At 72.7% G+C, this 21,132-nt stretch carries 24 protein-coding genes; 15 read left to right on the forward strand and 9 right to left on the reverse strand.

Annotated elements, in window-relative coordinates; all coding sequences use genetic code 11:
* The first annotated feature begins 37 nt into the window (after positions 1–37).
* From ACRQ4B_RS05335 to ACRQ4B_RS05345, 3 genes are all read left to right on the forward strand, one after another.
* Entirely contained in the window at positions 38–826 is a 789-nt protein-coding gene (locus tag ACRQ4B_RS05335; RefSeq protein ID WP_439693651.1) for a DeoR/GlpR family DNA-binding transcription regulator, read from the forward strand.
* The gene (locus ACRQ4B_RS05340; RefSeq protein ID WP_439693652.1) at positions 823–1,830 is read left to right on the forward strand and encodes a 1-phosphofructokinase family hexose kinase; all 1,008 of its coding nucleotides are present in this window, start codon (positions 823–825) and stop codon (positions 1,828–1,830) included. The genes ACRQ4B_RS05335 and ACRQ4B_RS05340 overlap by 4 nt, the downstream gene beginning before the upstream one ends.
* 87 nt (positions 1,831–1,917) lie before the next feature.
* Positions 1,918–4,011, forward strand: coding sequence for a PTS fructose transporter subunit IIABC (locus tag ACRQ4B_RS05345; protein ID WP_439693653.1), 2,094 nt, complete (start codon positions 1,918–1,920; stop codon positions 4,009–4,011).
* 267 nt (positions 4,012–4,278) lie between these two features.
* On the opposite strand, the gene ACRQ4B_RS05350 is transcribed toward ACRQ4B_RS05345, so the two are convergent.
* Positions 4,279–5,970, reverse strand: coding sequence for a beta-N-acetylhexosaminidase (locus tag ACRQ4B_RS05350; RefSeq protein ID WP_439693654.1), 1,692 nt, complete (start codon positions 5,968–5,970; stop codon positions 4,279–4,281).
* A 51-nt stretch (positions 5,971–6,021) separates the two neighbouring features.
* Here ACRQ4B_RS05350 and ACRQ4B_RS05355 point away from each other — a divergent pair, with 51 nt between their 5' ends.
* Complete coding sequence (locus ACRQ4B_RS05355; RefSeq protein ID WP_439693655.1) at positions 6,022–7,164, forward strand: ROK family transcriptional regulator; 1,143 nt, start codon at positions 6,022–6,024, stop codon at positions 7,162–7,164.
* 59 nt (positions 7,165–7,223) lie between these two features.
* On the forward strand, positions 7,224–7,949 hold the full coding sequence (locus tag ACRQ4B_RS05360; RefSeq protein WP_439693656.1) for a DedA family protein: 726 nt from the start codon (positions 7,224–7,226) through the stop codon (positions 7,947–7,949).
* Between the two features lie 4 nt (positions 7,950–7,953).
* On the opposite strand, the gene ACRQ4B_RS05365 is transcribed toward ACRQ4B_RS05360, so the two are convergent.
* Complete coding sequence (locus tag ACRQ4B_RS05365) at positions 7,954–8,157, reverse strand: DUF2945 domain-containing protein (protein ID WP_439693657.1); 204 nt, start codon at positions 8,155–8,157, stop codon at positions 7,954–7,956.
* A gap of 223 nt (positions 8,158–8,380) precedes the next feature.
* Here ACRQ4B_RS05365 and ACRQ4B_RS05370 point away from each other — a divergent pair, with 223 nt between their 5' ends.
* Positions 8,381–9,433 carry a serine/threonine-protein kinase gene (locus ACRQ4B_RS05370; RefSeq protein WP_439693658.1) on the forward strand — a complete coding sequence of 351 codons (1,053 nt, stop codon included), beginning with the start codon at positions 8,381–8,383 and terminating at the stop codon, positions 9,431–9,433.
* 43 nt (positions 9,434–9,476) lie between these two features.
* Entirely contained in the window at positions 9,477–10,100 is a 624-nt protein-coding gene (locus tag ACRQ4B_RS05375; RefSeq protein ID WP_439693659.1) for a phosphoribosylanthranilate isomerase, read from the forward strand.
* A 52-nt stretch (positions 10,101–10,152) separates the two neighbouring features.
* On the opposite strand, the gene ACRQ4B_RS05380 is transcribed toward ACRQ4B_RS05375, so the two are convergent.
* From ACRQ4B_RS05380 to ACRQ4B_RS05390, 3 genes are all read right to left on the reverse strand, one after another.
* Positions 10,153–10,911, reverse strand: coding sequence for an HAD-IIB family hydrolase (locus tag ACRQ4B_RS05380; RefSeq protein WP_439693660.1), 759 nt, complete (start codon positions 10,909–10,911; stop codon positions 10,153–10,155).
* Between the two features lie 41 nt (positions 10,912–10,952).
* Positions 10,953–11,384, reverse strand: coding sequence for an acyl-CoA thioesterase (locus ACRQ4B_RS05385; RefSeq protein WP_439693661.1), 432 nt, complete (start codon positions 11,382–11,384; stop codon positions 10,953–10,955).
* Positions 11,385–11,462: 78 nt separating this feature from the next.
* Positions 11,463–12,059, reverse strand: a complete 597-nt coding sequence (locus ACRQ4B_RS05390; protein WP_439693662.1) for a nitroreductase family protein — start codon at positions 12,057–12,059, stop codon at positions 11,463–11,465.
* A 114-nt stretch (positions 12,060–12,173) separates the two neighbouring features.
* Here ACRQ4B_RS05390 and ACRQ4B_RS05395 point away from each other — a divergent pair, with 114 nt between their 5' ends.
* Positions 12,174–13,097 carry an AEC family transporter gene (locus ACRQ4B_RS05395; RefSeq protein ID WP_439693663.1) on the forward strand — a complete coding sequence of 308 codons (924 nt, stop codon included), beginning with the start codon at positions 12,174–12,176 and terminating at the stop codon, positions 13,095–13,097.
* Between the two features lie 203 nt (positions 13,098–13,300).
* On the forward strand, positions 13,301–13,708 hold the full coding sequence (locus ACRQ4B_RS05400; protein WP_439693664.1) for an aldehyde dehydrogenase: 408 nt from the start codon (positions 13,301–13,303) through the stop codon (positions 13,706–13,708).
* A gap of 4 nt (positions 13,709–13,712) precedes the next feature.
* Here the strand turns inward: ACRQ4B_RS05400 and ACRQ4B_RS05405 are convergent, their stop codons facing one another.
* Positions 13,713–13,970, reverse strand: coding sequence for a nuclease (locus tag ACRQ4B_RS05405; protein WP_439693665.1), 258 nt, complete (start codon positions 13,968–13,970; stop codon positions 13,713–13,715).
* Between the two features lie 101 nt (positions 13,971–14,071).
* Positions 14,072–14,908, reverse strand: a complete 837-nt coding sequence (locus ACRQ4B_RS05410) for an exodeoxyribonuclease III (protein WP_439693666.1) — start codon at positions 14,906–14,908, stop codon at positions 14,072–14,074.
* A gap of 102 nt (positions 14,909–15,010) precedes the next feature.
* Here ACRQ4B_RS05410 and ACRQ4B_RS05415 point away from each other — a divergent pair, with 102 nt between their 5' ends.
* From ACRQ4B_RS05415 to ACRQ4B_RS05440, 6 genes are read left to right on the forward strand one after another with little or no spacing between them, the layout of a single operon-like run.
* On the forward strand, positions 15,011–15,493 hold the full coding sequence (locus ACRQ4B_RS05415; protein ID WP_439693667.1) for an Asp23/Gls24 family envelope stress response protein: 483 nt from the start codon (positions 15,011–15,013) through the stop codon (positions 15,491–15,493).
* A complete protein-coding gene (locus tag ACRQ4B_RS05420) occupies positions 15,490–15,681 on the forward strand; it encodes a DUF2273 domain-containing protein (RefSeq protein ID WP_439693668.1) in 192 nt (63 codons plus the stop codon). The genes ACRQ4B_RS05415 and ACRQ4B_RS05420 overlap by 4 nt, the downstream gene beginning before the upstream one ends.
* Entirely contained in the window at positions 15,678–16,019 is a 342-nt protein-coding gene (locus ACRQ4B_RS05425; RefSeq protein ID WP_439693669.1) for a hypothetical protein, read from the forward strand. The genes ACRQ4B_RS05420 and ACRQ4B_RS05425 overlap by 4 nt, the downstream gene beginning before the upstream one ends.
* Entirely contained in the window at positions 16,016–16,597 is a 582-nt protein-coding gene (locus ACRQ4B_RS05430) for a hypothetical protein (protein WP_439693670.1), read from the forward strand. The genes ACRQ4B_RS05425 and ACRQ4B_RS05430 overlap by 4 nt, the downstream gene beginning before the upstream one ends.
* Positions 16,594–17,187, forward strand: coding sequence for a hypothetical protein (locus tag ACRQ4B_RS05435; protein ID WP_439693671.1), 594 nt, complete (start codon positions 16,594–16,596; stop codon positions 17,185–17,187). The genes ACRQ4B_RS05430 and ACRQ4B_RS05435 overlap by 4 nt, the downstream gene beginning before the upstream one ends.
* A gap of 5 nt (positions 17,188–17,192) precedes the next feature.
* The gene (locus ACRQ4B_RS05440) at positions 17,193–18,014 is read left to right on the forward strand and encodes a phosphotransferase (RefSeq protein WP_439693672.1); all 822 of its coding nucleotides are present in this window, start codon (positions 17,193–17,195) and stop codon (positions 18,012–18,014) included.
* Here the strand turns inward: ACRQ4B_RS05440 and ACRQ4B_RS05445 are convergent.
* Positions 18,011–19,333: a M23 family metallopeptidase gene (locus tag ACRQ4B_RS05445; RefSeq protein WP_439693673.1), complete on the reverse strand. Its 1,323-nt coding sequence runs from the start codon at positions 19,331–19,333 to the stop codon at positions 18,011–18,013. The two genes, ACRQ4B_RS05440 and ACRQ4B_RS05445, sit on opposite strands and share 4 nt — an antisense overlap.
* A gap of 76 nt (positions 19,334–19,409) precedes the next feature.
* On the reverse strand, positions 19,410–21,077 hold the full coding sequence (locus tag ACRQ4B_RS05450) for a hypothetical protein (protein WP_439693674.1): 1,668 nt from the start codon (positions 21,075–21,077) through the stop codon (positions 19,410–19,412).
* Positions 21,078–21,132: the final 55 nt, after the last annotated feature.

Genomic DNA, 21,132 nt, shown 5'->3' on the forward strand with positions numbered 1-21,132 from the left:
CAGTTCTCAAAACCCACGGGAACGAAGGAGTTCGGGCATGTACGCAACCGAGCGGCACGACGCCATCGCCGCCGCGCTGCAGTCGGCAGGGCGGGTCTCCGTCGCCGACCTCGCCGAGCACTTCGACGTCACGACCGAGACGGTCCGCCGCGACCTCGACTCCCTCGAGTCCGCCGGTGTCCTCCGCCGCGTGCACGGTGGGGCGGTCCCGGTCGGACGCTCCAGCGTGGTCGAGCTCACCGTCGCCGAACGCGAGGGCCAGCACAACTCCGCGAAGACCGCGATCGCACGCGCGGCGATGCGGCTCGTCCCACCGACGTTCACCGGCTCGATCGCCCTCGACGCCGGCACCACCTGTGCTGCCGTCGCCGCCGAACTCGCCCGCTGGGAGCCGGCAGCCACCGGGCAGACCCTCACCGTCATCACGAACTCCGTGCCGATCGCCGCGACCCTGCAGCACAGCGAGCACGTCGAGCTGCACCTGCTCGGCGGCCGGGTGCGCGGCGTCACGAGCGCCGCGGTCGGCACCGCCACCGTCGAGCAGATCGGTGCGCTGCGGCCCGACATCGCCTTCGTCGGCACGAACGGCCTCTCGGCGGGCTTCGGCCTGAGCACCCCCGACGAGTACGAGGCAGCCGTCAAGGGCGCCTACGTGCTCGCGGCCCGCCGGAGCGTGGTCCTCGCCGACGCGGCGAAGCACGGGGTCGAAGCCCTGATGCGGTTCGCCCGGCTGGACGAGATCGACACCGTCGTCACCGACGAGGAGCCGCCGGCCGACCTCACCGGGGCACTCGCCGACGCCGACGTCGAGGTGGTCGTCGCATGAGCGGCACGACCAGCACGCGCATCGTGACGGTGACCCCGAACCCGTCGCTCGACCGGACCATCGAACTCGCCGGCGAACTCCAGCGGGGCGCCGTCCAACGCGCCACCCGGAGCACGGCCGAGCCCGGCGGCAAGGGCGTCAACGTCTCCCGGGTCGTCGTCGCGAGCGGCGGCGACACCGTGGCCGTCCTGCCCGGTGACGAGCTCGACCCGGTGCTGCTCGGCCTGGCGACGCGCGGCATCCCGACCGCTGCGCTGCCGATCGGGGCCCCGCTCCGCTCGAACGTCACCGTGACCGAGCCGACCGGCACCACCACGAAGCTCAACGAACCCGGCCCGTCCCTCGCCGGACGCCTCGACGACCTCGCCGCCCTGGTGGCCGAGACCGCCGGCGCGACCGCGACCGGTCCGGCTGCCCGCTGGGTGGTGCTCGCCGGGTCCCTGCCGCCGGGGCTCCCCGACGACGCACTCGCTGTCCTCGTCCGCGCCGTCCGCCGGCGTCACGGCGACGACGTCCGGATCGCCGTCGACTCGTCGGGCCTGCCGTTCACCGCACTCCTGCAGTCGGGCGAGCGGATCGACCTCGTCAAGCCGAACGCCGAGGAACTCGCCGAGGTCGTCGGCGGCGACCCCGACGAGTTCGAGCGCGACGTCGACGCAGCGGCCGCGGCAGCGCAGCGGTTGCGTGAGAAGAACGTCGAGGCGGTGCTGCTGACCCTCGGCAGCGCCGGCGCCGTGCTCGTCACCGCAGACGGCAGCCACGCCGCCGCGGCACCGCGGATCGTCGCCCGCTCGACCGTCGGCGCGGGGGACTCCTCGCTCGCCGGGTACCTGCTGGCCGAGGTCGCCGGGCTCTCGCCCGAGCAGCGCCTCGCCCAGGCCGTCGCCACCGGAGCCGCCGCCGCTGCGCTCCCGGGCAGCGACGTCCCCGCCCTCGACCACACCGACCCCACGGCCATCACCGTCCGGGCGCTGCACCAGCACGCGGCACCCGAACTGGCCTGACCCCCCACACCGCACACCTCGAACACCCCGAACCCCCGAACACTGCACGTCCCGCGCCGCGCGGCGCCTTTGCAAAGGAGCAACCCCATGTCCGTCAACACGAGTCCACGCCTCATCAGCGTCCAGCTCGTCGGTCTCGACGAGGACCTCGGCGCCACCTCGAGCGACGTCATCCGCGTCCTCGCCGACCGCGTCGCCGCGACCGGTCGTGCGGCGGACGGGGCTGCCCTCGCCGAGGACGCGATCAAGCGCGAGGCCAGCGTCGGCACCGGCGTCCCCGGTGGCATCGCCATCCCGCACGCCCGCTCCGCATCGGTCTCCGAGCCGACGCTGGCGTTCTCCCGCCTCGCCCGGAAGGTGTCGTTCGGCGCCCCGGACGGCGACGCGGACATCGTCTTCATGATCGCCGTGCCGGAGGGCGCCGACAAGGACCACCTGACGGTCCTGTCGACCCTGGCCCGTGCGCTCATCCGCGACGACTTCACCGCCGCGCTCCGCGCTGCCGCCTCCCCGCAGGACATCGTGGACCTGGTGGACCGCGAAGTGGGCGGCGAGGTCGCCGAAGCCGGTGTCGGGAAGGCGAGCAGCGCCTCCAGTCCGACACCGCCCGCCGGCGAGACGGCGACCCAGCGCAAGCTCATCGTCGGCGTCACCGCCTGCCCGACCGGCATCGCGCACACCTACATGGCAGCCGACGCCCTCGTCGCCGCCGCCCAGCGGGCCGGCGCCGAGATGCACGTCGAGACCCAGGGCTCCTCGCAGGTCGAGCCCCTCGACCCGGCGCTCATCGCCCGCGCCGACGCCGTCGTCTTCGCGGTCGACGTCGACGTCCGCGACCGTGGCCGCTTCGCCGGCAAGCCGCTCGTGTCCGGCCCGGTGAAGCGTGGCGTCGACGAGCCCGACAAGATGATCGCCGAGGCCATCCGCGCCTCCGAGGACCCGAACGCCGCACGCGTCCAGGGCGGCGCCGCCACGGCCGAGACCACCAAGACGGACGAGCACTTCGGCCAGGCGCTCAAGCGTTGGCTGCTCACCGGCGTCAGCTACATGATCCCGTTCGTCGCCGGCGGCGGTCTGCTCATCGCCCTCGGCTTCCTGCTCGCCGGGTACGGCATCGCGCTGCAGCACGGGGACTCCGGGCAGAACAACGCCGTCTTCACCCTCACGAACTACACGCTGCTGAACCTGCCGCCGGAGGGCCTCGGCTACTACCTCGGCGCGGCCGCGTTCCAGATCGGCGGGGTGTCCCTCGGGTTCCTCGTCGCCGCACTCGCCGGGTACATCGCCTACGCGATCGCCGACCGGCCGGGCATCGCGCCGGGCTTCGTCGCGGGGTCGATCGCCGTCTTCATGAACGCCGGGTTCCTCGGCGGTCTCGTCGGCGGCCTCATCGCCGGTGCCGCCGCGTACTGGATCGGTCGCATCCCGACCTGGCGCTGGCTGCGTGGCCTGATGCCGGTCGTGATCATCCCGCTGTTCGCGTCGATCATCGCCTCGGGCCTCATGCTCCTCGTGCTCGGCGGTCCGATCGCCTGGGTGATGACCGAGCTCACCGCATGGCTGAACTCGTTGTCCGGTGCCTCCGCGATCCTGCTCGGCATCATCCTCGGCCTGATGATGGCGTTCGACCTCGGTGGTCCGGTCAACAAGGTGGCGTACGCGTTCGCCGTCGCCGGCCTCGGTGCCGGTTCCGCGACGAACGTCGTGCCGTTCGAGATCATGGCCGCGGTCATGGCCGCCGGCATGGTCCCGCCGCTCGCCCTGGCGCTCGCCTCGACGGTGCTCTACCGCAAGGGCTTCACGAAGCCGGAGCGCGAGAACGGCAAGGCCGCGTGGCTCCTCGGTGCCTCGTTCATCTCCGAGGGTGCGATCCCGTTCGCCGCCGCCGACCCGCTGCGCGTCATCCCGGCGTCGATGATCGGTGCCGCGGTCACGGGTGCGATCTCGATGGCGGCCGGTGTGACCTCGCGGGCGCCGCACGGTGGGATCTTCGTGTTCTTCGCCATCGGGGACGTCGCGATGTTCATCGTCGCGATCCTGGCGGGCACGGTCGTCTCGGCCCTCGTGCTGGTCGGCCTGAAGAAGTGGGTGCGTCGTCGTCCGGTGGACGAGGTCGCCGCCGGCAACGAGGCCGCGGTCGCGGGCGAGACGGTCGGCCAGCGCGCGCCGGTCGCGGCGTAGTCGTCACCCCCTGACGGACTGGAGGCGCGGTGCCAGCTGGCACCGCGCCTCCAGTCCGTCGTGCCACGCGTCGGGCGTGCGGGTCGGCGCGGGCCGGTTCGGTCGCGCGCCGCGGGTCGGTTGGTCGCGGAACGTGTCGGGCGGTCGCTGATCGGACGACTCGTTCCGCGACCGACGCGAACCCGAGCGGCAGGTTCTGCGACCAGGGCCACGCGGGCCGGGCTGGAGCAGGCCGCGCCGGGCCGCGCCGGGCCGCGCCGGCCCGGGTCAGTCCGCGATGTTCGCCGTCACGGCGTCGATGTAGGCCGCACGCTCCTCGCGGGAGTGCGGGCGCCCCGGGACCCCCGGACGCTGCTCCCACGGGAACGGCCCGGCCTCGTGCCGGTACTCGATCCCCATCGCCTCGAGCCGTGCGACGTGCTCGGCGAGCCGCCCGCGGAACTCCGCGACGTCCCGGGGCCCGGTCGCGTCGGCCGACCACAGTGCCTCGGCGAGGGCGGCGACGCGCGGGAACAGCTGGTAGTCGAGCTTGCGGGCGGAGTCGACGTGCTCCGTCCACATGTTCCCCTGGCCGCCGATGACGTGGGAGCGTTCCTCGTCGGTGAGGTCGGCGGGCACCGGGTCGAAGGCGAAGACGTCGTCGACGGTCAGCACGATCGACACCGGGATCGGCTCGGTCGCGAGGTCGCTCTGCCGGTAGTCGAGGTAGACCTGGTCGTCCGGTGCGGAGATCACGTCGTGGCCGCGCTTCGCCGCCGTGCGGGCACCGGTGAGGCCGCGCCAGGACAGCACGGTCGCCGACTTGGAGAGCGTCCCGCCCTCGAGGATCTCGTCCCACCCGAAGGCCCGACGGCCGCGGGACTCGACGTGTGCCGCGAGCCGGCCGATGATCCAGGCCTGCAGCTGCTCCTCGTCCTCGAGCCCGAGTTCCCGGATGCGCTCTTGCGTGCGGGGGTCCTGTTCCCACTGCACCTTGGGGCACTCGTCACCGCCGACGCCGATGTACTCGGAGGGGAACAGGTCGATGACCTCGTCGAGGACGTCCTGGAAGAACGCGATCGTCGAGTCCTCGGCGTTGAGCACGTCCTCCGCGATGCCCCACTCGGTCCAGACGTCGACCGGGGTCTCGGGGTGCACGCCGAGCGCGGGGTAGGCGGCGAGGGCTGCCCGGACGTGCCCCGGCGTCTCGATCTCGGGCACGACGGTCACGAACCGGTCGGCCGCGTAGGCCACGATCTCGCGGATGTCGTCCTGCGTGTAGTAGCCGCCGTGCGGGCGTCCGTCCTTGCGGGCGACGACGAGTTCCCCGTCGGGACCGGGCACGTGCGCGCCGACCTGGGACTCGGTCCGCCACGAGCCGACCTCGGTCAGACGCGGGTACTTGCGGATCTCGATGCGCCAGCCCTGGTCCTCGGTGAGGTGGAAGTGCAGGCGGTTGAGGCGGTGTGCGGCGAGCTGGTCGATGACGCGCATGACCTCGTGCTTCGTGCGGAAGTGCCGGGCGACGTCGAGCATGACGCCGCGCCAGGCGAACGCGGGGGCGTCCTCCACGGTGACGGACGGGACCGACCACGGGCCGGAGCCGACGCGACCCTTGCGGTAGACGTCGGCCGGCAGCGCCTGCAGCAGCGCCTGCACGCCGTAGAACACCCCGGCGGCGGACCCTCCGGTGACCTCGACGCCGGACGGGGTGACGACCAGCCGGAACGACTCGGAGCGGTCGCCCGCCGGACCCGCGGGGAGGGACGGGTCGTCGACCACCCGGAGCGAGACGACGTCGGTGGTGGGCGCGTGCGCGTCGTCGGCGTCGCGGACCGGCAGCCCGGTCGACCCGCGCAGGGTCTGCTGCAGGTACAGTCGGACCGACTCGGTCGCTCGGTCCGCTGCGATGCGGGTCGTCGGGGTGATCGCGAAGGCGCCGACACCGGGTTCGGTGCGGAGCGGCCGTGGGATGAGCATGTCGCAGTCCACCATTCCTCAATGATCTTTCGTAATATGGAGGCTATGGCCGTGGACGAGACCGTGTCAACGCTTCCGAACGCCGTGGTGGGCAGCACGCCGGGGATGCTCCGGCTCATCAACTCGCGGGCGATCCTCGACGAGCTGTTCCGCGGTGACGGTTCGCACACGGTGTCGGAGCTCAGCCGGACCGTCGGCCTGTCCCGCCCGACGGTCGAGGCAGCGCTCGGCGACCTCGTCGAGGAGGGCTGGGTCACCGAGGCCGAGGCGATCGCGACGCCGAACAAGGCGGGCCGCCGGGCGAAGCGCTTCCGTGCGGACGCCGCGGCGGGGTCGGTGCTCGGCGTCGACCTCGGGCTGCACGGCATCGTCGGGCTCCGCTCGGACCTCCGGGGGAACCAGCTCGCCCGCGTGGAGGAGGTCTACACCGACCTCGCCTCCGCCGAGCAGGCGTGGGAGAGCGTGCAGGACGTGGTCCGCCGACTCGTCGACGGCACCGACCCGTCGAAGCTCCTCGCGGCCACGTTCGGCGTGCCCGCCGTCGTCGACCGTTCCGGTGAGATCGACTACACGGTCGCCGTGCCGCAGTGGGTCGAGCGGCGCGTCCCCGGTCGCATCGGGGACCTCTTCCCGGACTCGGCCACCTTCTTCGACAACGACGCCAAGCTGGCGGCCACCGCCGAGTCCATGTGGGGACGGTTCCGCGGTGTCCGGGACGGGCTCTCACTGGTGATGGGCCGGCAGATCGGTGCGGCCTTCATCGTGGACGGGTCGCTCGCGCGCGGTGCGCGCGGTGCCGCGGGGGAGACGGGCGGCCTGGCCGAGACCGGCTGGCCCGGCGCACCGGCCCGCCTGGAGGCACGGATCCCGTCGGGCAGCGACGTCGAGTCCGTCATGGCGGCAGCCGGGCACGGGGACGCCGAGGCGGTGGCGGTCGTGCGCGCGCTCGCCGAGGACGTCGCCCCCGGCGTGGTCCAGCTCATCGCGACGATCGACCCCGAGGTCGTCGTGGTCGGCGGCGAGGTCCTGCCCGCCGCCGACGCGTTCTGCGCCGCCCTCACCGAGGTCGTCACACCGCAGCTCCGGCACCCGGTGGAGATCGTCCCGTCGACGGTCGGCCGTGACGCCGTCGCCCGCGGAGCGCTCGCCCGGTCGCTCACGCACGTCCGGACGTCGCACATGGGGCTCGGCTGACCGGCTGACACCCAGCCGCTGCGCCGGGTTCTGTCAGGGCGTTCAGGGAGCATGTCGGCATGACGACTGCCCTGGCCGCGCCGGCCACGACCGTGACAGCCGCCGGAGACCCGGAGATGGGTGGCCTCTCGGGCCTCGTGCTGCAGCTCATCGACGCCCTCGGCGAGTGGGGCGTCGCGCTCATGCTCTTCGTCGAGACGGTGTTCCCGCCGATCCCGTCCGAGGTGATCCTGCCCCTGGCCGGCTTCCTCGCCGGTGCGGGGCGGATGAACCTCGTGCTCGTCCTGGTCCTCGCGACCCTCGGCTCGTACCTCGGCGCCCTGGTGCTGTACTGGCTCGGCGCCGTCATCGGCTTCGAGCGGACCACCCGGTGGCTCGGCAAGCTGCCGCTCGTCGACGAGGACGACTTCCGCAAGGCGGCGGACTGGTTCCACCGGCACGGCAAGAGCGCGGTGTTCTTCGGCCGCTTCGTGCCGATCGTCCGCAGTCTCATCTCGCTGCCGGCGGGCGCGGACCGCATGCACCTCGGCACGTTCTCGGTGTTCACGATCATCGCGAGCGGGATCTGGAACGGCGCGCTGGTCCTCCTCGGGGCCGCCTTCGGCACGCAGTACGAGCGCGTCGAGCAGTACACCGAGTGGATCGACCGCGTGCTCTACGTCGCGATCGCCGTGGTCGTGGTGACCTTCGTCGTCCGACGGGTCCGGCGCATCCGGGCCGAGCGCGCGGACCGGGCGGACCGCACGGCGCGTGGCCGTCGTCGCGCCGAACCCGCCGGCGACTGAGTGCTCAGGCCTTCGTCAGCGCGGACTCCTTGTGGGCCGCCTGCTTGCCGGTCTTCTCCGACTCGACGATCCAGTACGGGTCGTCGTCCGTCGGCTTGAAGGACTGCCCGTCGAACTGGAAGTCCTTCGTCTTCTTCTCGACCAGCTTGCCGCTCGTCTTCCCCTGCGAGGTGTTCCAGTGGACCTTCTCGCCCTTGGACAGTGCCATGTCGTCCTCCCGTGGTCGTCGTCGAGTGATCGCTCACCCGTGGAGGGCCCGAACGTACCCCGATGCATCCGCATGATCTCGGGGAAGTCACGGCGGAAATGTCCCCCATCACGATGTCATAACGCGTGCCCCGAACCGCTCTCGGGCGCGTACCGTACTGGGTGAGTCACCTCGTAGGCAACTGCCTCGGATCACCGGGCTCTCGAACGGAACGACATCAACCATGACCCTGCTGGACAGCACCCGGGCAGAGACGGTCCTCGCGGGCCGCTACCGCCTCGTGAAGCTGATCGGCACGGGTGGCATGGGCTCGGTCTACGAAGCACGTGACGAGCACACCTACCGTGCCGTCGCGGTGAAGATGTTCGCGACGCCCGAGTCGATGACCACGGCCGACCGGGTCCGTCAGGAGCGCGAGATCCGGTTGCTCAGCATGCTCTCGCACCCGGGCCTCATCCCGCTCTACGACGCGGGCACGCACGACTTCGAGGACGGCCCGCACCGCTACATCGTGATGGAGCTCATCGCGGACACGACGCTCCTGCGCCGGCTCGCCGAGGGCGCCCTGCACAACTACGAGGTGGCCGACCTCGGCGCACAGCTCGCCGACGCCCTGGCGTACGTGCACTCCCGGGGCATCGTGCACCGGGACGTCAAGCCGGCCAACATCCTCATCAGCGACGAGGGCTCCTCCGGCTTCGCCCGCACCGTGAAGCTCACCGACTTCGGCGTCGCCCACTTCGTCGACGGCTCCCGCCTGACGAACGACGGCACGATCATCGGCACCGCGGCGTACCTCAGCCCCGAGCAGGTCGCCGGCGAGCCGATCGGCTTCGCCACCGACGTGTACTCGCTCGGGCTCGTCCTGCTCGAGGCGCTGACCGGCAAGCAGGAGTACTCCGGCACCCTGATCGAGGCGGCACTCGCACGGCTCCGGAACGACCCGGTGATCCCGGACGGCATCGCTCCCGAGTGGCGCGACCTGCTCGCGAAGATGACCGCGCGCGACCCCGAGCGCCGCCCGACCGCGGTGGCCATCGCGAACGCCCTCCGTGGCGGGTCGACGCAGATCACCGGCCCGGTCCCGCTCGGCCCGCAGCGTGTGAAGCACAAGCGTGACCACCGCCTGCACCGCGCCGCCCACCGGCACGCCCGGCGTGGGACGTTCGCGACCGTGCGGCGCTGGCGTCGGCGCAACGTGCTCGTCGGGTCGTTCGCCGCGTTCGGCGTGCTGGTCGCCTGCGGTGCGTCGTACTTCGCCGGCATGCTGCACTGAACCGACGCCCCGCCGGTCCGGTGTCCCTGGCAGGATGGACAGCATGACCGACCAGCGCTGGATCAAGATCTGCGGACTGTCGACGCCCGAGACCGTGGACGCCGCCATCGACGCGGGTGCCGACGCGGTCGGGTTCGTCTTCGCCGCCGGCAGCCCCCGCACGGTGACGGCCGACCTCGCGCAGGAACTCGTCGAGCGGGTGCCGGACGGCATCGACGCCGTCGGGGTGTTCCGCGACCAGGAGATCGACGAGATCGTCGGGATCGCGTCCGCGGTGGGCCTGACGACGCTGCAGCTGCACGGCGGCGAGTCGGCGACCGACTTCGCCCGCGCGCGGGACGCCGGGTTCTTCACGATCCGTGCCGTCGCCGCCGAGGACTACCTCCGCGAGACGCCGGAGCAGCGCGCCTCGTACGACCACGACCTCCTGCTGCTCGACGCCGCCGTCCCGGGCAGTGGGCGGCTCATCGAACCGGCGTCGATCGCCGACAAGGTGGACGAGGCCTGGATCCTCGCCGGTGGCCTGACGCCGGCCAACGTCGTTGCGGCGATCGAGTCGCTCGACCCGGACGGCGTCGACGTGTCCAGCGGTGTGGAGTCCGAGCGCGGCGTCAAGGACGCCGCGAAGATCCGGGCGTTCGTCGAAGCGGTCCGCAGCATCCCCTGACGAGGCGAGCCGCGCCTCCCGTCCGGACGGCGCGACAGCGCGACGGCGCCCGTCAGCGCAGCGTCGGAATCAGCTCCGTGAGGAACGCGTCGGTGTCCTCCCAGCCCTCCACCGCGTGGCAGGGGACGCCGAGCGCCTGTACCGGGTAGTCGTTGCCCTCCGGGTCCAGCCGGTCGCCGACGAAGAGCATGTCGTCGAGGGCGATGCCCGTGATCTCGGCGAGCCGCTGCATGCCGTAGGCCTTGTCGATGCCCTTGCGCGTGATGTCGACGCTCGTCGAACCGCCGGACCGGACCTCCAGGTCGGGGAGCTCCGCCTGCACGAGCCGACGCAGCTCGTCCTTCTTCGCGCCGGTCGGGTCCCACTGCTTCTTGGCGTCCACCGGGGCTGCCTGGCCGAGTGCGGAGAAGGTGATCTGCGAGCCGCGGTCCTCAAGGATCGGCCCCCACGTCTCGGACTCCCAGAAGCCGGCGGCCTTCGCCTGCGCCTCGACCGCGGCGAGGGCACGGGCCTTCTGGTCGTCGGTGAGGTCCTCGGCGTACTGCAGCGCCCAGTCGTCCCCGGCCCACCGGTAGTAGGCGGTGCCGCAGGTCGGCAGCAGGTGCAGGTCGTCGAGCACGAGGCCGTCCCGCTGCCGCAACGGCGCGACCAGCTGCTGGTCGAACTGCTGGAAGTTGCCGCCGGAGATGACCGCGACCGGCACGACCTCGAGCAGGGACGCGAAGGTCTCGAGCATGCGGGGGTCGAGCGCGGACTTCGAGGGGGCGAGCGTGTCGTCCAGGTCGAAGGCGACGAGGCGGGGCGTGGTCATGGTGCGATCCTGCCAGACGCGACCGACGGCTCGCCCGGGTGTCACGCCCGGTGCGCGGCGGGGACGCGGTCCCGGGCGTAGGTGATGTCGGTGTAGCCGTGCGGGGACGGGTTGCCGTCGGCGTCGAGGTTGACGAACACGACCTCGTCGATGGTGAGGATGCTGCGGTGGGTGAAGAGGTTCCGGGCCTCCGCGCGCATGGTGAGCGAGGTCCGACCGAAGCGGGTGGCGACGAGGCCGATCTCGACGATGTCGCCCTCGCTGGCAGAGGACACGAAGACGATCTCGGACATGTACTTCGTGACGACCTTGCCGTTGCCGAGCTGGATGATCGCGTAGACGGCGGCTTCCTCGTCGATCCAGCGGAGCAGGCTGCCGCCGAAGAGGGTGCCGTTCGCGTTGAGGTCCTCGGGGCGGACCCACTTGCGCGTGTAGAAGTTCATCTCGGGTGCGGCTGCGCGTTCGGGTTCCATGTCAGTACATGCTACGCGGCCGGGCTCCCCGTCGGGAACCCGGCCGCGTGGGCACTGCTGCGCACTCCCCGGGGGAGGTCACTCCTTGACGAGGACGACCTCGTCGAGGGCCAGGCGGGTGCGCGGGGCGACCTCGCGCTCGGCGGCCTTGTCGTCGAGCTGCGCCGGGTCCGCGACGGTGCCGATCGCCGTGACCGTGTACGGCAGGAAGCGCTCGGGGAGCCCGAACGCGGCGCGGAGCCCCTCGGCGTCGATGCCGGCCATCTGGTGCACGTGCAGCCCCTCGGCGTGCGCCTGCACGGTGAGGGCCGCCAGGGACTGGCCGAGGTCGTACTGGGCGAAGGGGCGCTCGTCGCCGTCCTCGGTCACCGTCTCGAGCACGCCGACCACGAGGGCGCTGGCGCGGAACGCCCAGGCGGCGTTGAAGCCGAGCAGGTTCTCGTTGATCTTCCGGAAGGTCTCGGTGCCACGGCGGCCCGCGACGAAGCGGCGGGGCTGGAAGTTCATCGCGGACGGTGCCCAGCGGGCGGCCTCGAGCACCGCGTCGAACTGTGCGTCCGAGATCGTGGCGGTCTCGTCGTAGGAGCGGGGGCTCCACCGCTCCTCGAGCAGGGGGACGAGCGGCTGGCTGGAGTCGGTCGAGCGCGTGAGCGTGCTGGTGTTCGTCGAGGTCATGGTGCGTGCAACGGTAATCGATGCGTTCACATTTCCCACCTGAACGACGTCACATGTCGTCCAGCGTGCGGCACGACGAGGCGCGCCGAGCAGCCGGGTGCGAGGATGGTCCCGATGGGTGGCGTGTTGACCGGGTTCGCGATCATCGGCGCGATCATCGCCGCCGGGTACGTCGTCGGGCGCACCGGTCTGCTCGGGCAGCACGCCCAGTTCGTGATGAGCCGGCTCGCGTTCTTCGTGCTCATGCCGTGCCTGCTCTTCCACACCATCGCCACGGCCGACATCGAGTCCTTGCTCTCCCCGATGCTCTGGGTCTCGCTCGTCAGCGCCCTGGTCGTCGCACTGGGCGCGGCGCTCGTGTTCCGGCTGGTGCTCCGTCGGCCCCTGGCGACCACCACGGTCGGTGCCCTGGCGTCGAGCTACGTCAACGCGAACAACATCGGCCTGCCGGTGGCCGTCTACGTGCTCGGGCAGGCGACCGCCGTGGTGCCCGTCATCCTGCTCCAGCTCGTCGTCCTCGCGCCGATCGCACTCACCGTGCTCGACACCGCGACGTCCGCCGGCGGCAGCTGGGGCCGACGGGTCTCCGGACCGTTCCGGAACTCGATCATCATCGCGTCGGTGATCGGCCTCGTGTTCTCCGCGACCGGCATCGAGCTGCCGACACCGGTGCTCGAACCGTTCTCCCTGGTCGGCGCCGCCGCGGTGCCCGTCGTGCTGCTGTCCTTCGGGATGAGCCTGCACGGCGCGACGCCGCTGCGGGACCCGTCGATCCGCACGGACGTGGTCGTGGCGTCGGCGATCAAGCTCGTGGTGATGCCGGCGGTGGCGTTGGTGTTCGCCCGGTACGTGTTCGGGCTCGGGGAGCAGGACGTCTTCGTGCTGACGACCCTCGGGGCGCTGCCGGCGGCGCAGAACGTGTTCAACTACGCGCAGCGGTACGGTGCCGCGGTCCCCGTGGCCCGGGACGTGGTGCTCATCTCGACGATCGGCTCCGTCCCGGTGCTCGTCGCGATCGCCGCACTCCTGCACCCGTAGGCGGTTCGCGGAGGCGACCCGGCGACGGCCGGGAGGCGCGTGCCGGGCCCGCACCGCGCCTGGCGTCCGCCGCCGGTCCCGACCACCACGGACGGTGCGCGGCATCCGTCGGGTCACGTTCAGCGACTCGACCGTTCCTGCTCACGAAGCGCATCGATCGGGCGCGTACGGTGGGCGCCACCGAACGGAAGAGGAGGTCCCCGATGGACACGATGGCGATGATGAAGAGCATGTCGATGGCCGAGATGCCGATGGCGATGGACGCGGAGACGATGCAGGACACGATGATGGCGATGAACGCCGCATCGATGGCCGCGACGATGTGCTCCGCGAGCGACATGCAGATGGGCACGGACATGGCGACGTGCGCCGCGATGTGCTCGAACACGGCGATGATGGCCGACACCGGCATGCGCATGATGATGCGTCCGATGGGCATGGACGCCGCTGCGATGCGCGCGATGCTGATGGCATGCGTGTCGATGGGCACGGCCTGCGCCGCCGAGTGCCGCAGCCACGCCGACATGGACGAGTCGTGCCGCTACTGCGCGATGGCCTGCGACGAGATGGTCGCGAAGTGCGAGGCGATGCTCGCCTCGATGCCCGCCTGACGCCCTAGGCGACGCGCGCGGTGGTCTTCCGACCGCCCGCGCTGAGGATCTCCGCGGCCGGGTGGTGGGCGACCGGGTCACCGACCGACACGACGGTGTCGGCGTCCGCCACCCGCAGCTGCACCACGCCGCCGTCGAGGAACGCCACCACGACGTCGGCCCTGCGGGCCTCCACGACGATGCCGTCGCGCCACGCCCGCGGCGTGGCGTCGGCCATGACGCGCTGGATCGGAAGGATCGTCGACGGGGTCGTGCGGGACATGGCTTCACCTGCTCTCGAAGGGGTTCGGTGCAGGAAACCTACGTCGGGCCCCTGCCCCGCTCAACGCGGACGGACCCGGGACGTAACAGAAGCCGACGGGCTCAGAAGATCATCGGGCGGTCGTCGTCCAGCGAGGTCTCGAGGTCCAGGTCGACCGACACCGGGACGTGGTCGCTCGGGGCGTCGCCCTTCCGCTCGTCGCGGTGGATCCGGGCATCGGTGACGACGTCGGAGAACGCCTGCGACCCCATCACGAAGTCGATGCGCATCCCCTCGTTGCGCGGGAACCGCAGGGACTTGTAGTCCCAGTAGGTGTAGCCGTCCGGCACGATCGGGCGCACGACGTCCTGCAGCCCACGCTCCTCGAAGGCCCGGAAGGCGGCGCGCTCCGGCTCGGTGACGTGCGTGTGGCCCTCGAAGACGCTGACGTCCCACACGTCGGAGTCGAGCGGCGCCACGTTCCAGTCGCCCATCAGCGCCAGGGGCTGGTCGGGGCGTGCCGCGATCCACTCCGCGGTGCGGTCGGCCAGCTGCCCGAGCCAGTCGAGCTTGTACGTGTAGTGCGGGTCGCCGACCTCGCGCCCGTTCGGCACGTAGAGGCTCCACAGCCGGACACCGTCGACGGTGACGCCGAGCGCGCGGGCCTCCACCGGGAGGTCCGGCCCCTCGTGCCCCTTGAGGAACCCGGGCTGGCCGGGGAAGTCGCGGGTGACGTCCTCGAGCGGCAGCCGGCTGGCGAACGCGACGCCGTTCCACTGGTTCAGACCGTGCGCCTCGACCTGGTAGCCGGCGGCCTCGAACGCCTCGACCGGGAACTGGTCCGGCTTGCACTTGATCTCCTGCATGCCGAGGACGTCGACGTCCTCGCGCACCAGCCAGTCGACGATCCGACCCACTCGGGTGCGGACGGAGTTCACGTTCCAGGTCGCCACGCGCATGGGTTCGAACCTACCGGGCCGCGTGCCGTCGACCGCTCCCGGGCGGGGCACGGCACGATGGTGTTCGCTGGGAGTCCGGAAAACGAAGCGCAGGAGGCACTCATGGCATCGACGACGAACCGTGTCGACGGGACCACGACGGCGGGCACCACCACGACCTCGGCGAGCACCGCGACGCAAGCGACCAGCACGGCGCAGGCGACCACCGCGGGCCGGACGATCATCGACGACACCGTCGTCGCCAAGGTCGCCGGCATCGCCGCACGGGACGTCCCCGGGGTCTTCGCGCTGGGCGGGAACGCGGCCCGCGCGTTCGGCGCCATCCGGGACGCCATCGGCTCGAGCGCGCTCGGCCAGGGTGTCCGGGTCGAGGTCGGCGAGAAGCAGGTCGCCGTCGACCTGACGATCGTGGTCGACTACCCGACGCCGATGACGGCCGTCGCGAGCGCCGTGCGCACCGCCGTCGCGGACGCGGTCACCGAGCTCGTCGGGCTCGAGGTCACCGAGGTCAACGTCGCGATCAACGACGTCAACATCCCCGCGCTGAACGGCGGCGAGGACGACTCCGACGGTCGCGTCCGGTGACGGCCACCGTCGTCGGCATGGGCGCCGGCGCACTCCTCGCGATCGTCGCGGTGACGCTCGGGTTCTGGGCGTTCGTCGTCGTGGCCGTGTTCATGCTCGTGGGTGGCCTGGTCGCCCGCATCGTCACCGGCGACGTGGACCTGCGTCGCCTGCTCGACGTGCTCCGCGGACGGCGGAGCTCGTCGTGAGCCAGGTCGCGGTCGCCGGGTACGACCGCATCGGATCGGCGGCGCTCGTGCACACCGCACAGGCGGTCGCCGCCGAAGCGCTGCGGGTGCCGTTCCGGGAGGCCCGTGCCCGGGTCGCCGACGACGGTCACGGTGCGCTCGCGGTCGAGATCACCGCGCCGCTCGCCCTGCCGGCGCTCGGGACCCACGCCGTGCCGGACGAGCCCGTCACCACCACGGCACACCGCGCCCGTGCGACGATCGCCGAGCGGCTCCGGGCCATCACCGGCCGACAGGTCGAACGGGTGTCCGTGACGTTCTCGTCGTCGGTCCTGGACGCCCCGAGGAGGGTCCGGTGACCAACGACCGCCTGTACCGCCGCATCCTCCGACGGGAGACCAGCGCCTCGCGTTCCGGCACCGTCGTCGTCGCCGTGCTCGTGCTGCTCCTGGTCGCCGCCGCCGCGGTGTTCGCGGCCGCCCTCGTGTTCCTCGGCCAGCGTGCCCTCGGCGTCGACCCGCGTGACGTCGTCGACGCAGCGGTCCGGGCGCCGCGCGGCCTCGACACGACGATCGTCGTCGGGGTCGCCGCGATCGTCGCCCTCGTCGGCCTGGTGTTCCTCACGCAGGGGCTGCTGCCGCAGCGTCGACCCCGCCACACGATGTCCTCCGAGCGGCTCGCCGTGGTCGTCGACGACGAGGTCTTGGCGTCCGCGGCCGCCCGTGCCGCACGGTCCGCCACCCGGCTCGGCCCCGACGCCGCCGTCGGCACGGTCGGCCGCCGCACCGTCGACGTCGTCCTGCGCCCCGCCGCCGGGGTGGACGTCCCCGCGGTCGCCGCGACCGACGCCGTCGCCGAAGAGCTCCGGACGATGCGCGTCGACCCGCCGGTCACCCCGCGGGTGCGGGTGCAACCGACCGGACGGGTGGACGGATGAACGCCACGAACCGCGGCCTCGGCCGCACCGTGCTCGTCCTGGTCGGGCTCGCGCTCCTGGTGTCCGGCGTCGGGGCCGTCCTCGTCCAGACGGTGCCCTGGGCGGCCGCGACCTGGCACGACCGGGCCCGGGTGCTCGGCGACCTCGGCCGTGCCGCCCCGCGTGCGGACTTGGTCACGGCGTGGACGTGGGTACTCGGCGGAGCGGTGGTGCTCGGGGTGCTCGCCCTGGTCGTGCTGACCACCCTGGGCGGCGGTCGCACCGGCACCGTCGTCGAGGAGGACGGTTCGGCGGACGGGGTCGCCGGGTCGGTGCGGATCGACGCCGCCGCGGTCCAGCACGCCCTGTCGTCCGCGATCGGCGCCATGCCCGAGGTCGGGTCCCTCGCCGTCGACGTCTACCGGGTCCGGGGACGGCGCGCGATCCGGATCCGTGTCCGTCTCCGCCGCGGCGCGTCGCCCCGCGCGATCACCACCGGGGTCGAGGGCGTCGTCGCCGACCTCGACGCGCTCCTCGGCGACCAGCTGCCCGTCCTGCTCGAGATCGCCCGCGGCGGTGCCGGGTCGGGTCGCACCGACCGGGTGCACTGACGACGATGGCACGGTCGATCGACGGGATCTCGCGAGCGCGGGGTGACGTCGCAGTGCCGCAGGTGGTGGTCGCGGCCGCCCGTGGCCGCTCGGTGCAGGCGGTCTGGGTGAACGAGATCGGCGGCCGCACGTTCCGCATCGGCGACGACGGCCGCGCCGAGGAGTACGTCAAGGTGCTGCCGCACGCGTACACGCCCTGGGTCGTCGGCGAGGCCGCCCGACTGACCTGGGCGTCCCGGTACGCCCGGGTGCCCGAGCTGATCGACCACGGGGTCGACGACGACGGCGCCTGGCTCCGGACCCGGGCACTGCCGGGGTGGAGTGCCGTCGACCCCCGGTGGCGCGACGAGCCGCGCACCGCGGTCGTCGCGGCGGGCGAGGGACTCCGGGCCCTGCACGACACCCTGCCGGTGCTGGACTGCCCGTTCGAGTGGTCCACTGCGCAACGAGCCGGCCGTGCTCGCGCCGCAGGAGCCGATCCGGACCGGCTCGGACCGGAGCCGCCGACGGACCGCGTGGTGGTGTGCCACGGTGACCCGTGCACGCCGAACACCCTGATCGGTGCCGACGGGAGGTGGGCGGGGCACGTCGACCTCGACGCGCTCGGCATCGCGGACCGGTGGGCGGACATCGCGGTCGCCACGATGGCGCTCGGGTGGAACTACGGGCCCGGGTGGGACGACCTGTTCCACGAGGCGTACGGACTGCCGGTCGACGAGGCACGCACCGCCTGGTACCGGGCGCTGTGGAACCTGGACGACGACGGCATCGAGACCGCCGGGCCCGCTGGCGAGCAGGCCACGCCCCACTGCGGGCGCACGGGCTAGAAGGCCACGCCCCGCGCCTGCATGAAGGGGATCGGGTCGACGGTGGCGCCGCCGACGTGGACCTCGAAGTGCGTGTGGCACCCGGTCGAGGCGCCGGTCGAGCCGACGAGCGCGATCAGCTGCCCTGCCGAGACCTGCTGGCCCGGGGCGACCCGGTACCCGCCGTTCACGATGTGGCCGTAGGCCGTCTGGACACCGCCGCCGTGGCTGATCCGCACGTAGTTGCCGTAGCCGCCGTACCAGCCGGCGTAGTCGACCGTGCCCGAGGCAGCCGCCACGATCGGGGTGGAGCAGCCGCTCGCGAGGTCGGCGCCGTCGTGCTTCGTGACCACGCCGGTGATCGGGTGCACGCGGTACCCGTAGGGGCTGATCACGTACCCGCTGGCCGGACGCACCCATCCGGTGCCCGATCCGGAGCCCGGGGAACCGCCCGACCCGGAGCCGCTGCTGCCGGAGCCGCCGCCCCCACCGCTGTTCGCCGCGGCCGCCCTCGCCGCGGCCGCGCGGGCAGCTGCTTCGCGAGCCGCCTTCGCCTCGGCCGCCTTGCGGACCTTCTCGCCCTCGGCGAACTCCGCCTCGGTGCGGACACGTCCGGACGTCAGGGTGGCCAGCTGTGCGTCGAGTCGGGCCTTGTTGCTCTGCTGCTCGTCGTAGGCGCTCTGCACCTTGTCCGCCGCCGCCTGGGCGGCCTGCATGCGCCGCTCGGCCTCGGCCGCGAGGTCGGCGAGCGCCTCGGCCGCACGGTCGGCCTGCGCCGTCAGGGACCGGGCGACGGCTGCGTCGGCGGTCGCGGCGGCCTCGACCCGTTCGGCCTGCTCGGAGAGCTTGCTCAGCGCGCCGAGGTTGTAGAGGAGGTCGGTGGCGTCCTGGCCGCCGGTGATGACCGAGGCGGTGACGTCCGCGCCGCCCGACCGCGCCATCTGCGCCGCGAACTGGCCGGCCTGTGCCGCACTCTGCTCGGCGACGTCGGCGTGCTCCTCGGCGTCGGCGCGGAGTCGCTGTTCCTTCTCGGCGGCGTCCTGCGCGTCGCTCTGCGCGTCGAAGAACTCGGTGCCGAGCTGCTTCGCCTCGGCCTCGGCCGCCTGCACATCGTCGGCGAGCCCGGAGATGATCCCCTTGATCGCGGTGATCTGGCCCTGCTTCGCGGACTCCTGCCCGCGGGCGGCCATGACCTCGTCCCACGAGGGGTACTTCGCCGCGCTCGCCGCAGGGGCATCGAGCACCACCGAGCCGAACAGACCCGCGAGCGCGAGTCCGCTGGCGGCGAGGCGGAGGCGCACGGTGGCACGTGGGGAGCGGTGGCTGGCGGGACGAGTCACGCCGACGAGCCTATACATCCGTTCAGGGAGGAACGGACGTCGCCGCGCGGCTGTGGAGAACTCCGGGGGCGATCGCTCAGAAGCCGCGCTCGCGCCGGATGGCCTCGGCGCTGTCCACCACGTCGCGCTGCAGCACCGCGGCGCCCGTCGTGCCGGCGTAGTCGTAGACGTCGAACCCGGTGCAGTGCGTGATCGTCGCGGGGCGTCCGAGCGAGTCCTCGACCGCGGTGGTCCAGAGGTCCCGCGTGCCGATCACCACGAAGGTCGGGCGGGCGTCGCGGTAGGCGGCCAGGTCGACCAGCCAGGGGTAGGTCTGGAACGTGTCCCGCACCTGCAGGAGCCGCACGTTCGGCGAGGAGTAGGCGGCGAGGGGTCGGACCGTCCAGAACTGTCCGACGCCGGTCACCTGCCGCCCGTCGGCCCAGCGGTCGAGGCACGCGGCGGGGTCGTACCGCGCCGTGGTGACCGCCCTCGCGGTGCTCGGCGCGGTGGCGAACCCGGCGAGCAGGACACCGGCCGCCGCCAGGGCGAACGCCAGCCGGATCCCGCGTCGGGGCCGGTGCACGCGGGTCGCCCGGACCGCGGTGCGGGCGAGTTCGGCGACCGCCACCAGTGCGAGCAGCGGAGCGGTCACGATCGGCTCGAGGTACCGCGGGGTCTCCGACCCGGCGGCGACGACCCCGACGGACACCGCGACGACGGTGACGAGGGGGAGCGCCGCGGCGACGAGCACCGTCCCCGAGGTCCGTACCCGCCACGCCCACACCGTGCCCCCGGCGGCGAGCAGGACCCCCACGAAGAGCAGCAGCAGCCCCGCGTCCCCGGCGGCCGTCCCGGCGCGGTCGTCGGTGAGGGCCGCGAAGAAGCCCAGGGTCTCGCCCGCCTTCGACGGCTGCACGTACGTCGACGGGTCGAGTGAGACGAACGGCCGCAGCGGGATCCGGAGCAGGTACCCGACGACCGACCCGGCGGTGACGGTGCCGGCGAGCAGCAGGACCGGACGCCACGGCAGCCGCCGGGCGACCGCGAGCACCACGAGCGTCACGACGACCGGGGCTGCCGACCACGGCACGTACAGCGGGTTCGACGCGGTGGTGCACGCGGCCAGCAGCCCGAGCACGACGAGCACCGGGACGGACGCCCGCCCGGTCCGCACCGCCCGCAGCACCAGGACGGCCGTACCGAGCATCGCCAGGACCGCCCCGTAGTAGTAGGTGGTCGTCAGGAGCAGGGAGGCGAGCTCGAGCGAGGTCGCCGTCGCCGAGGACTCCGTCAGCACCAGGAGCGTCACGAAGCCGAGCGCCACGGCGGACACCGCGATGCGGGCGGACCGGCGTGCGGCGGGCATGAGCTCGTTCGCCGCCGCGCGTACGAGGGCGTACACGGCGAGCAGGACGAGGATCCCGTTCAGCGCGAGGGCCTGCTGCGGGGTGGCGGTGACGACCGAGCAGAGCAGGTAGACCGGCAGCTCCGGGAAGAAGAACAGCGCGGGCGACATCGCCCACTCGAACGGCTGCCCGAGGTCCATCGACCGGCGCACGAGCGGCAGCAGGACCGAGTCGCCGTCGTACCAGAGGAGGGCGACCCGGGCCGTCGCGACGACGTGCCGCAACGCGATGACGGACAGGGCCAGCGCGACCAGGCTGCCCAGTGCCTCCCGGCCGACCGCGGCGACCCGTCCACGCCACCGCGAGCCGCCGTCGCCGCGCGCCACGACCGTGGTCGTGCGCGTGTCGGAAGCCATGCCCGGAGCGTACCCAGCCGGGGACCCCACAGCCTGGGGGAGCGCGTCCGGGGCC

This window comes from Curtobacterium sp. SP.BCo, assembly GCF_051903265.1.
In the GTDB taxonomy this organism is placed as follows: Bacteria; Actinomycetota; Actinomycetes; order Actinomycetales; family Microbacteriaceae; genus Curtobacterium.

Coding starts and splice junctions, on each gene's coding strand:
- ACRQ4B_RS05335 (WP_439693651.1), top strand. CDS start 38: ATGTACGCAACCGAGCGGCACGACGCCATCGCCGCCGCGCTGCAGTCG.
- ACRQ4B_RS05340 (WP_439693652.1), top strand. CDS start 823: ATGAGCGGCACGACCAGCACGCGCATCGTGACGGTGACCCCGAACCCG.
- ACRQ4B_RS05345 (WP_439693653.1), top strand. CDS start 1,918: ATGTCCGTCAACACGAGTCCACGCCTCATCAGCGTCCAGCTCGTCGGT.
- ACRQ4B_RS05350 (WP_439693654.1), bottom strand. CDS start 5,970: ATGCTCATCCCACGGCCGCTCCGCACCGAACCCGGTGTCGGCGCCTTC.
- ACRQ4B_RS05360 (WP_439693656.1), top strand. CDS start 7,224: ATGACGACTGCCCTGGCCGCGCCGGCCACGACCGTGACAGCCGCCGGA.
- ACRQ4B_RS05365 (WP_439693657.1), bottom strand. CDS start 8,157: ATGGCACTGTCCAAGGGCGAGAAGGTCCACTGGAACACCTCGCAGGGG.
- ACRQ4B_RS05370 (WP_439693658.1), top strand. CDS start 8,381: ATGACCCTGCTGGACAGCACCCGGGCAGAGACGGTCCTCGCGGGCCGC.
- ACRQ4B_RS05375 (WP_439693659.1), top strand. CDS start 9,477: ATGACCGACCAGCGCTGGATCAAGATCTGCGGACTGTCGACGCCCGAG.
- ACRQ4B_RS05380 (WP_439693660.1), bottom strand. CDS start 10,911: ATGACCACGCCCCGCCTCGTCGCCTTCGACCTGGACGACACGCTCGCC.
- ACRQ4B_RS05385 (WP_439693661.1), bottom strand. CDS start 11,384: ATGGAACCCGAACGCGCAGCCGCACCCGAGATGAACTTCTACACGCGC.
- ACRQ4B_RS05390 (WP_439693662.1), bottom strand. CDS start 12,059: ATGACCTCGACGAACACCAGCACGCTCACGCGCTCGACCGACTCCAGC.
- ACRQ4B_RS05395 (WP_439693663.1), top strand. CDS start 12,174: ATGGGTGGCGTGTTGACCGGGTTCGCGATCATCGGCGCGATCATCGCC.
- ACRQ4B_RS05400 (WP_439693664.1), top strand. CDS start 13,301: ATGGACACGATGGCGATGATGAAGAGCATGTCGATGGCCGAGATGCCG.
- ACRQ4B_RS05405 (WP_439693665.1), bottom strand. CDS start 13,970: ATGTCCCGCACGACCCCGTCGACGATCCTTCCGATCCAGCGCGTCATG.
- ACRQ4B_RS05410 (WP_439693666.1), bottom strand. CDS start 14,908: ATGCGCGTGGCGACCTGGAACGTGAACTCCGTCCGCACCCGAGTGGGT.
- ACRQ4B_RS05415 (WP_439693667.1), top strand. CDS start 15,011: ATGGCATCGACGACGAACCGTGTCGACGGGACCACGACGGCGGGCACC.
- ACRQ4B_RS05435 (WP_439693671.1), top strand. CDS start 16,594: ATGAACGCCACGAACCGCGGCCTCGGCCGCACCGTGCTCGTCCTGGTC.
- ACRQ4B_RS05440 (WP_439693672.1), top strand. CDS start 17,193: ATGGCACGGTCGATCGACGGGATCTCGCGAGCGCGGGGTGACGTCGCA.
- ACRQ4B_RS05450 (WP_439693674.1), bottom strand. CDS start 21,077: ATGGCTTCCGACACGCGCACGACCACGGTCGTGGCGCGCGGCGACGGC.